This window comes from Gluconobacter vitians (genome assembly GCF_015244565.1).
GTDB classification, from domain to species: domain Bacteria; phylum Pseudomonadota; class Alphaproteobacteria; order Acetobacterales; family Acetobacteraceae; genus Gluconobacter; species Gluconobacter vitians.
The window spans coordinates 89,990-99,404 of the sequence record NZ_JABCQG010000010.1 but is presented as its reverse complement, the minus strand read 5'-3'; the positions used below and the strand labels follow the sequence as shown (position 1 = coordinate 99,404).

Annotated in this window: 22 protein-coding genes; 8 read left to right on the top strand and 14 right to left on the bottom strand. The window is 58.6% G+C overall.

Going from position 1 to position 9,415, the window contains the following annotated elements; all coding sequences use genetic code 11:
• Positions 1 to 146 precede the first annotated feature (146 nt).
• The 9 genes from HKD24_RS09275 to HKD24_RS09235 are packed head-to-tail and all read right to left on the bottom strand — an operon-like array spanning position 147 to position 4,945.
• A complete protein-coding gene (locus tag HKD24_RS09275; protein ID WP_194260034.1) occupies positions 147 to 620 on the bottom strand; it encodes a DUF6362 family protein in 474 nt (157 codons plus the stop codon).
• The gene (locus HKD24_RS09270; protein WP_194260033.1) at positions 617 to 1,561 is read right to left on the bottom strand and encodes a hypothetical protein; all 945 of its coding nucleotides are present in this window, start codon (positions 1,559 to 1,561) and stop codon (positions 617 to 619) included. Before HKD24_RS09270 ends, HKD24_RS09275 begins: the two co-directional genes overlap by 4 nt.
• 51 nt (positions 1,562 to 1,612) lie before the next feature.
• Positions 1,613 to 1,852, bottom strand: coding sequence for a hypothetical protein (locus tag HKD24_RS09265; RefSeq protein ID WP_194260032.1), 240 nt, complete (start codon positions 1,850 to 1,852; stop codon positions 1,613 to 1,615).
• A gap of 41 nt (positions 1,853 to 1,893) precedes the next feature.
• The gene (locus HKD24_RS09260) at positions 1,894 to 3,444 is read right to left on the bottom strand and encodes a DnaB-like helicase C-terminal domain-containing protein (RefSeq protein ID WP_194260031.1); all 1,551 of its coding nucleotides are present in this window, start codon (positions 3,442 to 3,444) and stop codon (positions 1,894 to 1,896) included.
• Positions 3,441 to 3,890, bottom strand: a complete 450-nt coding sequence (locus HKD24_RS09255) for a helix-turn-helix domain-containing protein (protein ID WP_194260030.1) — start codon at positions 3,888 to 3,890, stop codon at positions 3,441 to 3,443. The genes HKD24_RS09260 and HKD24_RS09255 overlap by 4 nt, the downstream gene beginning before the upstream one ends.
• Positions 3,883 to 4,188 carry a hypothetical protein gene (locus tag HKD24_RS09250; protein ID WP_194260029.1) on the bottom strand — a complete coding sequence of 102 codons (306 nt, stop codon included), beginning with the start codon at positions 4,186 to 4,188 and terminating at the stop codon, positions 3,883 to 3,885. Before HKD24_RS09250 ends, HKD24_RS09255 begins: the two co-directional genes overlap by 8 nt.
• Entirely contained in the window at positions 4,181 to 4,423 is a 243-nt protein-coding gene (locus HKD24_RS09245) for a hypothetical protein (RefSeq protein ID WP_194260028.1), read from the bottom strand. Before HKD24_RS09245 ends, HKD24_RS09250 begins: the two co-directional genes overlap by 8 nt.
• A 4-nt stretch (positions 4,424 to 4,427) precedes the next feature.
• On the bottom strand, positions 4,428 to 4,619 hold the full coding sequence (locus HKD24_RS09240; RefSeq protein WP_194260027.1) for a hypothetical protein: 192 nt from the start codon (positions 4,617 to 4,619) through the stop codon (positions 4,428 to 4,430).
• Complete coding sequence (locus HKD24_RS09235; protein WP_194260026.1) at positions 4,616 to 4,945, bottom strand: hypothetical protein; 330 nt, start codon at positions 4,943 to 4,945, stop codon at positions 4,616 to 4,618. Before HKD24_RS09235 ends, HKD24_RS09240 begins: the two co-directional genes overlap by 4 nt.
• 197 nt (positions 4,946 to 5,142) lie before the next feature.
• Here HKD24_RS09235 and HKD24_RS09230 point away from each other — a divergent pair, with 197 nt between their 5' ends.
• Entirely contained in the window at positions 5,143 to 5,430 is a 288-nt protein-coding gene (locus tag HKD24_RS09230) for a hypothetical protein (RefSeq protein WP_194260025.1), read from the top strand.
• Between the two features lie 15 nt (positions 5,431 to 5,445).
• Here HKD24_RS09230 and HKD24_RS09225 read toward each other — a convergent pair whose 3' ends face one another.
• Genes HKD24_RS09225 through HKD24_RS15590 form a run of 4 tightly spaced genes read right to left on the bottom strand, consistent with a single transcriptional unit; the run spans position 5,446 to position 6,629 of the window.
• Positions 5,446 to 5,772: a hypothetical protein gene (locus tag HKD24_RS09225; protein WP_194260024.1), complete on the bottom strand. Its 327-nt coding sequence runs from the start codon at positions 5,770 to 5,772 to the stop codon at positions 5,446 to 5,448.
• Positions 5,762 to 6,223 (bottom strand): hypothetical protein, encoded by a 462-nt coding sequence (locus HKD24_RS09220; RefSeq protein ID WP_194260023.1) that lies wholly within the window; start codon positions 6,221 to 6,223, stop codon positions 5,762 to 5,764. The genes HKD24_RS09225 and HKD24_RS09220 overlap by 11 nt, the downstream gene beginning before the upstream one ends.
• Positions 6,220 to 6,417, bottom strand: coding sequence for a hypothetical protein (locus tag HKD24_RS09215; protein ID WP_194260022.1), 198 nt, complete (start codon positions 6,415 to 6,417; stop codon positions 6,220 to 6,222). The genes HKD24_RS09220 and HKD24_RS09215 overlap by 4 nt, the downstream gene beginning before the upstream one ends.
• Positions 6,414 to 6,629 (bottom strand): helix-turn-helix domain-containing protein, encoded by a 216-nt coding sequence (locus tag HKD24_RS15590; RefSeq protein WP_194260021.1) that lies wholly within the window; start codon positions 6,627 to 6,629, stop codon positions 6,414 to 6,416. Before HKD24_RS15590 ends, HKD24_RS09215 begins: the two co-directional genes overlap by 4 nt.
• 6 nt (positions 6,630 to 6,635) lie before the next feature.
• On the opposite strand from HKD24_RS15590, the gene HKD24_RS15585 reads away from it, so the two are divergent.
• The 4 genes from HKD24_RS15585 (at position 6,636) to HKD24_RS09190 (ending at position 8,033) form a co-directional block, all read left to right on the top strand.
• Positions 6,636 to 6,986: a helix-turn-helix domain-containing protein gene (locus HKD24_RS15585; RefSeq protein WP_407646363.1), complete on the top strand. Its 351-nt coding sequence runs from the start codon at positions 6,636 to 6,638 to the stop codon at positions 6,984 to 6,986.
• The gene (locus tag HKD24_RS09200) at positions 6,986 to 7,300 is read left to right on the top strand and encodes a hypothetical protein (RefSeq protein WP_194260019.1); all 315 of its coding nucleotides are present in this window, start codon (positions 6,986 to 6,988) and stop codon (positions 7,298 to 7,300) included. Before HKD24_RS15585 ends, HKD24_RS09200 begins: the two co-directional genes overlap by 1 nt.
• Positions 7,301 to 7,443: 143 nt before the next feature.
• Positions 7,444 to 7,734, top strand: coding sequence for a hypothetical protein (locus HKD24_RS09195; protein WP_194260018.1), 291 nt, complete (start codon positions 7,444 to 7,446; stop codon positions 7,732 to 7,734).
• Positions 7,731 to 8,033: a hypothetical protein gene (locus HKD24_RS09190; protein WP_194260017.1), complete on the top strand. Its 303-nt coding sequence runs from the start codon at positions 7,731 to 7,733 to the stop codon at positions 8,031 to 8,033. The genes HKD24_RS09195 and HKD24_RS09190 overlap by 4 nt, the downstream gene beginning before the upstream one ends.
• A gap of 8 nt (positions 8,034 to 8,041) precedes the next feature.
• On the opposite strand, the gene HKD24_RS09185 is transcribed toward HKD24_RS09190, so the two are convergent.
• On the bottom strand, positions 8,042 to 8,281 hold the full coding sequence (locus HKD24_RS09185; RefSeq protein WP_194260016.1) for a hypothetical protein: 240 nt from the start codon (positions 8,279 to 8,281) through the stop codon (positions 8,042 to 8,044).
• A gap of 101 nt (positions 8,282 to 8,382) precedes the next feature.
• Here HKD24_RS09185 and HKD24_RS09180 point away from each other — a divergent pair, with 101 nt between their 5' ends.
• The 3 genes from HKD24_RS09180 to HKD24_RS09170 are packed head-to-tail and all read left to right on the top strand — an operon-like array spanning position 8,383 to position 9,415.
• Positions 8,383 to 8,808, top strand: coding sequence for a hypothetical protein (locus HKD24_RS09180; RefSeq protein WP_194260015.1), 426 nt, complete (start codon positions 8,383 to 8,385; stop codon positions 8,806 to 8,808).
• A complete protein-coding gene (locus HKD24_RS09175; protein WP_194260014.1) occupies positions 8,808 to 9,041 on the top strand; it encodes a hypothetical protein in 234 nt (77 codons plus the stop codon). The genes HKD24_RS09180 and HKD24_RS09175 overlap by 1 nt, the downstream gene beginning before the upstream one ends.
• Complete coding sequence (locus HKD24_RS09170; RefSeq protein WP_194260013.1) at positions 9,038 to 9,415, top strand: helix-turn-helix domain-containing protein; 378 nt, start codon at positions 9,038 to 9,040, stop codon at positions 9,413 to 9,415. The genes HKD24_RS09175 and HKD24_RS09170 overlap by 4 nt, the downstream gene beginning before the upstream one ends.

The window sequence follows — 9,415 nt, the reverse complement described above, 5'->3', positions numbered from 1 at the left end:
GGCGGCTACCCCTCCAGGAGGGACCCATGAAAACCGTGGCTTTCAGGTCACACGAGACCATCCCGGCCGCCCGATCGGGATGGTCTCGAGTCCCAACGACAAAGGGGACGCAGCCCTCACGAGCATACGTCCCCTCATCATGCCAATTACATATGTTCAAAATGGGCAATGTGGGAAGTGAAAAATGCAGGCTGTCTGATTTTTTGCGCCATCGTCGAGCAGGCCATCGCATGCCAGCCCTTGGCCGTATGGTGGCTGATCCCGAGTTTCCGGCCAATTTTCGTCCATGTCCACCGATGCTGACCCGAAATCGGATGGACGATCAGCCTCATGTTGACCACGGCCTTCTGCCCCCGGTCAGTCACCATCGGCACCCACGAGAGCGCGAGGTCCATGCGGCTCACTTCATCCGATGTCGGCATGGGCGGCCGGATGTCGCTCTCCATTGGCCAGTCGAGATCATCGCGATCGGCGACGATGTCAGGCCAGTAGGATCTCATTCCACCAGGCCAGCATCCGCTTGCCGGCATGGCCGCCAGCGTGAAGGCCGCATCATTCAGCCAGTCCGCCACCTGTTCCGGTACGTCGCGCCCGAGATCGATGCGCTTGATGCCCTTCACGCCGCAGCCTTTGCGAGGAAGTCGGACAGTTCCGGACGACGAAGGTCAGCCTCACCACAGGCCAGACGGCTGGTGTAGTCTTCCATCGCCGCTGCCCAGTCACGCTCGGCCTTGCGCTCATCAGCAGTTTTCGGAGCTTCCGGAACATCTCCTTTCGCAATAGCATCTTCGATCGCCCGGGAGAAATAGCCCAGATGACCAGCCGGACTGCCGCGCTCGATCTGACGTTCCGCGACACTCTCGACCACACCGAGGATCAGCCGCTCCGCCTGGTCTTCAGTCAGTCCCTTCTCCAGGGCCATCGCACACCACTGTCGCGTCAGCCCGTAGTTCTGCAAGCCACGAGCAGGATCGAACTTCGCGGCCTCGAGGGTTTTCGGTCCAATGCGCTTAAACATCGCGTCGAGCTTAAGCTTATCTTCTGAAGAAGATTTAGAGCTAAGCTTAGCTTCCGCGCGCGTACGTGTAGGGCGGGTTTCTGCCGGGTTTTCGCGAGCCACGTCTTTGCCTCCAGAAATGGGTAGAGCGATATTGCCTTGGCGCCGATCCGCCACGACGCCTGTTTTCGGCGTTTTTCGCGGTCTGCCGCCCTTCGCGCCATTCGCTCGCGACGCGATCTGCCGCGCCGTGAGCCCAAGACCAGGCGGCAGGCCGATGGTCTGCGCATCTCGATCCCAGGTTATCAGCTGGGTTTTCGCGTAGGTTTCCAGGTAGGTTTCGATCAGGTTTGCATCGCAGAAAACCTGAGTGCGGGCGAGCGCTGCCAGCGCCCCAGGAAACGAGACGTCCAGAACGCCTTCCGCAGTGTTGAGGATCAGGTATCTGACCAGACGCATCCATGAGAGGACCATGACGGCCTCCATGGCGTTCAGCGCCAGGCTCTCGGCTTCCATCATGAGAACCCGGGCAAGTTGGCTGCGATGTGTTGCACTGACCTTCACGTCAGAAACTCCTGCACCCGCCGACGTGGCGGGATTGAAAACCTAGAAAACCTAATAAGATGCGAGCCGGTATCCGGCGCCGACCACCTCGAGGACGCCGCACTGGACGAGTTCGGGCATGGAACCACACACGGCCTCGACATCAGCGCCGAGGTATCGGGCGATCTCGTCCGGCGTGGCCCCCGAACGACCAGGCGCGCGGATCATTGGCACGACATCGCCGACATCCGTCAGGCCGAGCCAGATGGCGCGTGCCGCGAGCGACAGAGGCTGCCAGCGACGATCGGACATCACCGATCGGGCGTGCTTTCCCGGACGTTCGCGGCGCGCCATCAGACGAACTCCAGACCGGCACCCCATGCGGGGCTGCGGGCGTCCTCGCCGACATCGCGGAACCACGTCGTCTCATTATCGAACAGCATGCGACAGCGACCTTCAGGGCCATGCCGGTTCTTCACCAGGAAGACATCGCCCTTGCCGCGCGCGGCATCGAGCCGCTCCTGAAACTCCTGGCAGCGGGCATCGAACGAATCACGGGTTTCCTTGTCGCGCTTGACCAGGCCACCCGCGGACGCCTCCTTCTGGAGGTAGTAATGCTCGCGATGGATCAGGCCGATAACGTCCGCGTCCTGCTCGAGCGCGCCCGTGTCGCGCAGATCGGACATGGCGGGGCGCTTGTTCTCACGCTTTTCCGACTCACGGTTCAGCTGGGCCAGCACGATGATCGGAACGTCCAGTTCCTTGGCGAGGATCTTCAGTTCATTGCTGATTTCCGTCATTTCCTCATACCGCATGCGGCCACGCACACGCGGGGATCCGCGCATCAGCTGGAAGTAATCCAGAACGATCGCATCGAGCCCGCGCTTGGATCTCTTCATGCGCCGCGCCCGCGAGCGCAGCTGCGCCACGGTCAGGCCGCCACGCGTATCAATCTCGAACGGCAGCTTCTGCGCTTCGTCGCACGCTCCCTGCAGGGCATTCCACTGCCATCCCTCGAGCGGTGGTTGCTGACCGGTCGCAGCTTCCTCCGGCACATCCCAGCGACGGCCTGAAAAGACCGATCGCAGGTTCAGGCCGGACTTGGCCGCACCGCCGCGCGCGCCCACCTGCTCGGCCGTCATTTCACCCGACCAGGCCAGGACACGCTTTCCGGCCGAGGCGATCCGCAGGCCGATGCCAAGGCCGATCGAGGTCTTGCCCATGGCTGGACGAGCGCCAAGCACATACATGTTTCCGCCGACCAGCCCGTTCGTCAGGCGATCAAGCGACCGATATCCCCAGGACAGACCTGCAAGCGCCGAACCGCGCTCGACAGCCTCACGGGCCGACAGAACGGCATTGCACAGCGCTTCGTGGAAGGTGACATTCGGCTGACTGTCTGACATGCCCATGGCAATGTGCATGAGCGCTGATTCGTGGCCCTCAACAATCTCTTCCGCACGCTGGTCCTCCGGACGGCAGCAGAGATCCGAGGTTTGCTGACACAGCGCCATTAGTTCGCGCCGCATCGCGGCATCACGGATCTCGCGCGCATAATCCAGCGCGGTCCGCGTGCTGACATAGGCATTGAGCAGCTTGGCGAAATACTCTTTCGGATCGACCTTGCCCCAGACCAGTTCGTCCGGATGCATGAAGTGGCGCATGATCGTCAGCGGATCGACCTTGCGCCCTTCATTGTAGATCAGGAGCGCCTTCTCATAGATCTGGGCGTTGATCGGGTCAGAGAAATGCTCAGGACGCAGGATCTCTTCCACAGCCTCGAGCGTCGTCTTTGAATCGACCAGAACGGATCCAAGCAGGCACTGCTCACAGCCGAGGTTCTGCGGAACGGAGCGCAAAGCGCCGCCGAAAACACCCGGATCGACGGGTTTATGAATACTCATGCCGCGACGGCCTCCCCGGCCGGTTTCGTGGGGCGACGCCGATAGCAGGTCATCCGCCTGTAACCCATGACGCGGAGCAGATCGTCCGTCGCCCGGGCTTCATCATTGAGGAATTTGGAGACGCTCGAGGCATTGAGGCCGTTGACGCGACAGAAGCCGCGCAACGATCCAACCGTGCGGATGCGTGTTTCCACTTGTGTAAAAAACTGGAAGTTATTGATCAGCGGCGCATCTTTGCCGCCACCGATCGTGCGATATCGCGGAAAGCAATCGAAGCCTGCCGCGTCCAGGAACGCCGCAGATGGCAGGCGCCTGCCGTTCAGGATCTGCGAAACCGTCGTATGCGACACACCGATCTGCTCGCCGTACCGAACCTGATTGCCGGCCGCGCTGATGTCTGTTTCCAATTCCGCACAAAATCCGATGAAATCCAGAATGTCAGCCACGGCCTGAACCCCACTGCGCCGGCAGCTTCATGCGGCCACCCTCGACAAGGGTCATTCCCGACGAGAAGCGGCGGACCTGATTGTGCAGGTCGGGCTTGATGCGCGCGCTTTCGCGGACGACTCTGTCGTTGAACGGCTCCGGAAAACGGAGATATTTACCACTCACGTCAGGCGGTGTTGACCTATGCCGGCCCAAGGAGAACTCAAAGAGGGGATCGAGATTGCCCCGTTTTGCGCTTTCAATGGCTCGCTCATATTCCCCACGCGCCGAAGACGTCATCCAATCTTGCTCAAGCATTGACCCCTCCCAGAACCAGCCCCATCCCAACCGGCATCGGCCGGCGAACCGGACGCCGCCGCGCAACAGCCTGCGCGGCCGGACGTGCAAGCCCCAGACGGCAGATCAGACCGTGAGCGCTGCCAACGGAGATCCCCGCTTGGCGCGCGATCCGCTGCACGCCATGGCCGTCCGCATGCAGGCGGCGCACCATGGGCTCGAGGCGGGTATAATCATGGGAAGGTCGGGCCATCATTTCCTCAGAGGGTCTGGATCCAGCCCTCAAGGAGACGCATCACTTTCCGGATGCGCCTGTCCCGACGCTGGATGGATTGAATCTCCCGCCCGATCCACCACTGCACGACGAAAATGACGACGCCGCGTGCTCTGAAGCGCGCGTAAATCAGCCAGTTTTCGGCAACGGGACCAAACAGGAAAACGAGAACTGTCATGCGGCGCCCCTGTCATGGAGACTGTCCAGTTGCTGCTGGAGCCGGAGCTGCCGCGCTTGCAATGTCTGAATGCGGGCCTCGCGAACGGTTTCCCATTCGCCGGCCGTGACCGAACGGATCTCATGGTGCCAGCAGGCCCGGACACGGCGTTCCGTCAGGCCGAACAGGCGCGCAACCTCACGGAATGCGCCCTTCAGCCCGAGACCACGCCGGTCACGGACCTCCTCATTCACCATGTCCTGGAAGCGTTCGGTCAGCGCATCAGACATGGCACTGAACCGGGCCTTGGGTGAAATACCCGCGCGCTTGGGTGAAATACCCAACATCTTGGGCGTCCTTCCTGTCATTGTTCCGGGTGTTGAGGGCCGGAACAGTTGACAGGCAGAAGGAGACCAAATGACGAAAAGCAGCCTTTACGCGGGATATTGCGAAGCCCGGTTCAGGATTGCGAATTTTCCAGTAATGGCCGGGGATTCGACACCCCGGCCATTTCGGATCACCATGGAAGGGACCAACCAAACCCATGGAGATTCTGATGTCTGCCAAGCCAATTGGAAACGAAGCGCTGCTTGCTGCAACACTTGCAAATCGGGCCCTTCTAACCAGGCTTCTGGCTATTGTTGCACAGAGCGAATATCGGGAGGATGCCCCTGCCTTTATCAGTCGGCTTGCAGAGAACGCGGCATCGGCAATCGAAAAATCTTCAGAACGAGACGGGTCATCGTATGTCACGCCTTCCGTAGCGAAGCAGGCTGCAACCACCGTTCGCGCGATCGCAAGGAATGCGGCCGAGACCCTGAACGCGCACTGATTTTGATGCATTTCTTCAGTTCGAGGCATCGCTACTTTCATCCGAATTATTCAAGAGAATGTCGCCCAAATCCAACTGAAGATTCATCAATTGGTCGTCACGCTCTGCTTGAGAAATACTCGCACCTGAACGAGCGAGTATTTCGGAAAGCTCCCCATGGACGCGCCGAACCCACTGAGGAGTTATTACTGTTGGAGAAAGCCCCCCGGATGTCGTGCTCTCGTGAACATTCTTCCGGATGCCTTTGCGGCGCATGATTTTCCGCACCGCAAGCACCATGACGAGGACCGCGAATGACGCAATACCGAGCGGCCTAAGACCTCCGATAAACTTACGCATCATGCTGCGCGCTCTTTTTGCCAATCGGCCGGAAATACGGCCGGTCAGGCCCGCAAAACCACTCTGTCGTCTCGGCGGCTGGTGTGCTGCGGGCTATGCGGGCGAGATCGCTCATCATGTAGTTGATGAGAGTAACAACCCTCTTGCGATCGAGCGCTTCCGCTCCATGCACGTACGGAGCGCAGGCCCGGATTGCGCGGCTGGCGTATTCGACCGCAGCCTCGAATTGCTCTTGCTCCGCTTTTGCCAGCGCGATGCCGTGCTGGATCGCTTGGGCCTTACGGTCTTCATCACCACCATGAGGCGCGGGAGCAAAACCCGTTCGGCCATCCGCCGCCCGCAGTACGGTTTGCTGCTCCAGTGTGCTCAGGCCAGCATCCAGCCCAACGATTGGACCGCGCTTGCGCTCCAATCCGATGGCCCGAAGAAATTTTCGATAGCTTACCTTCATCACGCTGCCTGCTCCCGGTTCTGTTCGGGACCGAAGACATCAGGGCGGATGACGTGAACGGAGACGCCTGCCATCTGGGCGATGGTGAGCGCATGGCATGGCGGGATCTTCCGCCAGCCGCAGACTGTGGAGTGATGACGAACCCGACGCCGTGCGCGTCCTCGCACGCGGCTAAAGATTGCAAGGATCATTTTCATGCCGCTTTCTTCGGATTTTTTAAGAAAATATCTGGCCTGATCTGCTCCGCACATAGGTCTAGGGCATTGCAGAGAGCGGTTATATTTCGCACTGAAACGCGCCGTCTTCCGGTCCGCCAGAGACGTACCGTCTCAGCAGAAACCCCCACTTTCTCAGCCAAGGCTCGGACAGATATTTTTTTTTGTAAAAGGGCGGTATCAATGCAGTTCATAAGAATATGATCCAACAAAACGTTGGATATGTCCAGTGCATAATGTTCCGTGATTCTGCCAAAGCCACCCGTCAAAATAGAGGTATGGCAAAGCAGGTCACAATCTCCGCATCCGATATCAGATCTGCCTTCTCGGCACGCTTAAGCATGCTCCGAGAAGCATTTGGCCGAGAGCTTGGCCGACCCAGCCTTACCCGAAAAGAGTTCGCAGAATTGCTTGGCTTGGAAGCTGAACGATACTCCACGTATGAACGCGGCACTCGGGAGCCACCATTAAGTGTGCTGGCTAAAATCCACGTGGTTACTGGCGTCAATTTAAATGGATTAATTGCCGGCGATATAGATAAGGCTGCATAATGATGCATAAGACGTCAGAATTTGGTGTAGTGTTTGATACGCAAAAGAAAATGTACGAAGTTGGTATTTGGAATAATATCAAAGGGCTACACGAGTACGCTACTTCATTGCACTTTTTCGTCGCGGATGATGATGGTGAAAATGCCGATGAAAATGCTAGTGCAATAAAAATGTTTTCTATCTTTATCGAACTGGTTGCGTATTACGGATTTGATCCCAAAGGGATGCATAACGAATTCTTGTCTATCCCGGCTTATCGGAAAGCATCACGATTTCCAGAAATTCAAGCTATCGGTTTGTTTAAGGCCGAATGAAGAAGGGCACGCCTTTTTACAGAATATCTTTTTCAGGGTGTCACGGAAGAACAAAACAAGAACTGCATCCAACATTATGTTGTTTACAAACCCAACGTAATGTTGGATAACCTCTTCATCGCCACCCGCGATGGAGAGGTTTCATGTCGTTCCAGTCACCCGGCAGGCATCACCTGCGATCCGCCCTGGACACGGTCCAGTGCTTTTTCCCGAAGATCTTCCATAGCTATCACCGCAGTCGCAGCCTCGCCCGCATAGCGGCGCTGCCGACAGAGGCGTTCCTCGCCCAGGCAGACCGGTATGACGAAGCGGCCCGGTTCTGCGACGTGCAGCCCGCAGGCAATCCCCTCGCCGTCCTGTTCCGCGATCTCGCCAACAGATGGCGCTGCCGCGCCCCCTCCTGCCAGATCGCCCACGATCGAGGTGCGGCATGAGCAAGACAGTGGACCGAGGCATGTCTGTCGCGGAATTTCGATCCCGCGTTGGTCATGCCGTGATAGCGCGCCGGAAGGCATTCAAAACATTGGCCCTTGAGGCGTTAAAGCGGTCCAGTGAGCAGGATTTTCTTATGGATTTCCCTGGTCACTGCCACACAGAAACGGCGCTATTTGACGCCTTTCGAGCCATGCGCGCGGAAATTCGCGCGCATGAGATACTCCGGATGGCCATTGCATTGGAAGAGAGCGGCCTGTCAGACCACGACATCTTCCTCCTGCTTGCTCAGGAGAAATGAACATGCCTTCATTTGCTCTGTCCATTCAGGCGCTCGACTTCATTGACGAACATAACGTCGAGAATATCCTGCTTAAGCCAGTCTTCATGCATGCCAGCATTTATAAATTCTTCTCGGGTTATTCCACCGAAACTTTTGCGCGCTTCCTCAATAACAAAACATTCAAGGGCGCTTTCATATTTGCGCACGGCAAGCGTCGCTGCCGCGGCCAGAATGCCCGGATTGATATCCGAAAAGTCTTTGCTCATTTCAGTTTCCTCATTGGTTGTTTGGACGCTCCAATGATGGAAGGCGCGGGAGGGTCGGGCAACCGTCTTTCCCGCAGCGCTTATGCGGTCGGAGCTTCGGCATGATCCGCAAACCTCACCCAGCCGTCGGCGGCCACACGCAGACCAGCTTTGATCTGTTCCTGAACGGCTATCACCCAGACATCCACGAACAGGCCCGCGATCTGCGGACCCGGATGGAATGGTGCCACATGCTGGCCAACGATTACGGATCCAGCGATCAATCAAACGCGGCCAACAAAGTCATGGCAAAGACCTGGCGTGAATCTGCCGATCACCTGGAAGAGCAGCTCGTACTGCTCCTCTACTCCAATCGTCTGCCAGATCCTGTCCCAGGCATCCCGCCGCGCCCCGCTCGACCGGCTCAGCTCAAAAAGTCTGCCGCGCTGCAGACGCCAGCGGAAAAAGCGCAGCTGCGCAGCTGGTGCGACAAGGCCGTCCAGAACCTTCGGGTGCTGACCTACGCCGCACCACGGGAGGGACTGTGATGGCCGGGAAACGTCGCAGTACCAAACTGTTCTCGATCTGTGACGGTCGAGGGCAGATCGCGGCCCGTTACAGCACGCTCTGGCATGCCCAGACGGCCGCAACGACCTGGTGCATGCAAAAACGCGTCTCCGTTCCAGTCCGCAAAGGCTGCAAGACGGTTGCTGTCGCTCGCCCGATCGAAGGCGGCCGCGTCACACTCGACTGGGGCGACGCCCAGGAGCTGGCGCTGTGAGCCCGCTGCCCAAGATCCTCGAAGGGCTTCGGGACCACACGCCCGTCAGCGTCATCGCGGAACGGAACGCCGTGCCCGAAGAGACAGTGATCCTGATTTGGGATCAGCTTTTCACCGCAGGCATCGCGGCAGCCTGTGCATTCGACCAGGATATCGAAAGCGTGCCGCCAGTCTGCGCGTCAGCTGGAAGACCGTCTCTGGATGACCGGATTTCGGAAGAGCGCAAATCCAACATCCTGCGCCTTTTCAAAATGGGTTTGGGGACCGCCGCAATTTCCCGAACCACCGGGCTGAGCACAGCCACCGTCTCCTATCACCGACGTCGTCTGGAAGACGCAGGCGATCTCCCGTTCTCCAAAAGCCGAAGGTCCTGA

Coding starts and splice junctions, on each gene's coding strand:
- HKD24_RS09265 (WP_194260032.1), bottom strand. CDS start 1,852: ATGTCCGATCGTCGCTGGCAGCCTCTGTCGCTCGCGGCACGCGCCATC.
- HKD24_RS09260 (WP_194260031.1), bottom strand. CDS start 3,444: ATGAGTATTCATAAACCCGTCGATCCGGGTGTTTTCGGCGGCGCTTTG.
- HKD24_RS09250 (WP_194260029.1), bottom strand. CDS start 4,188: ATGCTTGAGCAAGATTGGATGACGTCTTCGGCGCGTGGGGAATATGAG.
- HKD24_RS09245 (WP_194260028.1), bottom strand. CDS start 4,423: ATGATGGCCCGACCTTCCCATGATTATACCCGCCTCGAGCCCATGGTG.
- HKD24_RS09240 (WP_194260027.1), bottom strand. CDS start 4,619: ATGACAGTTCTCGTTTTCCTGTTTGGTCCCGTTGCCGAAAACTGGCTG.
- HKD24_RS09235 (WP_194260026.1), bottom strand. CDS start 4,945: ATGTTGGGTATTTCACCCAAGCGCGCGGGTATTTCACCCAAGGCCCGG.
- HKD24_RS09230 (WP_194260025.1), top strand. CDS start 5,143: ATGGAGATTCTGATGTCTGCCAAGCCAATTGGAAACGAAGCGCTGCTT.
- HKD24_RS09225 (WP_194260024.1), bottom strand. CDS start 5,772: ATGATGCGTAAGTTTATCGGAGGTCTTAGGCCGCTCGGTATTGCGTCA.
- HKD24_RS09215 (WP_194260022.1), bottom strand. CDS start 6,417: ATGAAAATGATCCTTGCAATCTTTAGCCGCGTGCGAGGACGCGCACGG.
- HKD24_RS15590 (WP_194260021.1), bottom strand. CDS start 6,629: ATGAACTGCATTGATACCGCCCTTTTACAAAAAAAAATATCTGTCCGA.
- HKD24_RS15585 (WP_407646363.1), top strand. CDS start 6,636: ATGATCCAACAAAACGTTGGATATGTCCAGTGCATAATGTTCCGTGAT.
- HKD24_RS09200 (WP_194260019.1), top strand. CDS start 6,986: ATGATGCATAAGACGTCAGAATTTGGTGTAGTGTTTGATACGCAAAAG.
- HKD24_RS09195 (WP_194260018.1), top strand. CDS start 7,444: ATGTCGTTCCAGTCACCCGGCAGGCATCACCTGCGATCCGCCCTGGAC.
- HKD24_RS09190 (WP_194260017.1), top strand. CDS start 7,731: ATGAGCAAGACAGTGGACCGAGGCATGTCTGTCGCGGAATTTCGATCC.
- HKD24_RS09185 (WP_194260016.1), bottom strand. CDS start 8,281: ATGAGCAAAGACTTTTCGGATATCAATCCGGGCATTCTGGCCGCGGCA.
- HKD24_RS09180 (WP_194260015.1), top strand. CDS start 8,383: ATGATCCGCAAACCTCACCCAGCCGTCGGCGGCCACACGCAGACCAGC.
- HKD24_RS09175 (WP_194260014.1), top strand. CDS start 8,808: ATGGCCGGGAAACGTCGCAGTACCAAACTGTTCTCGATCTGTGACGGT.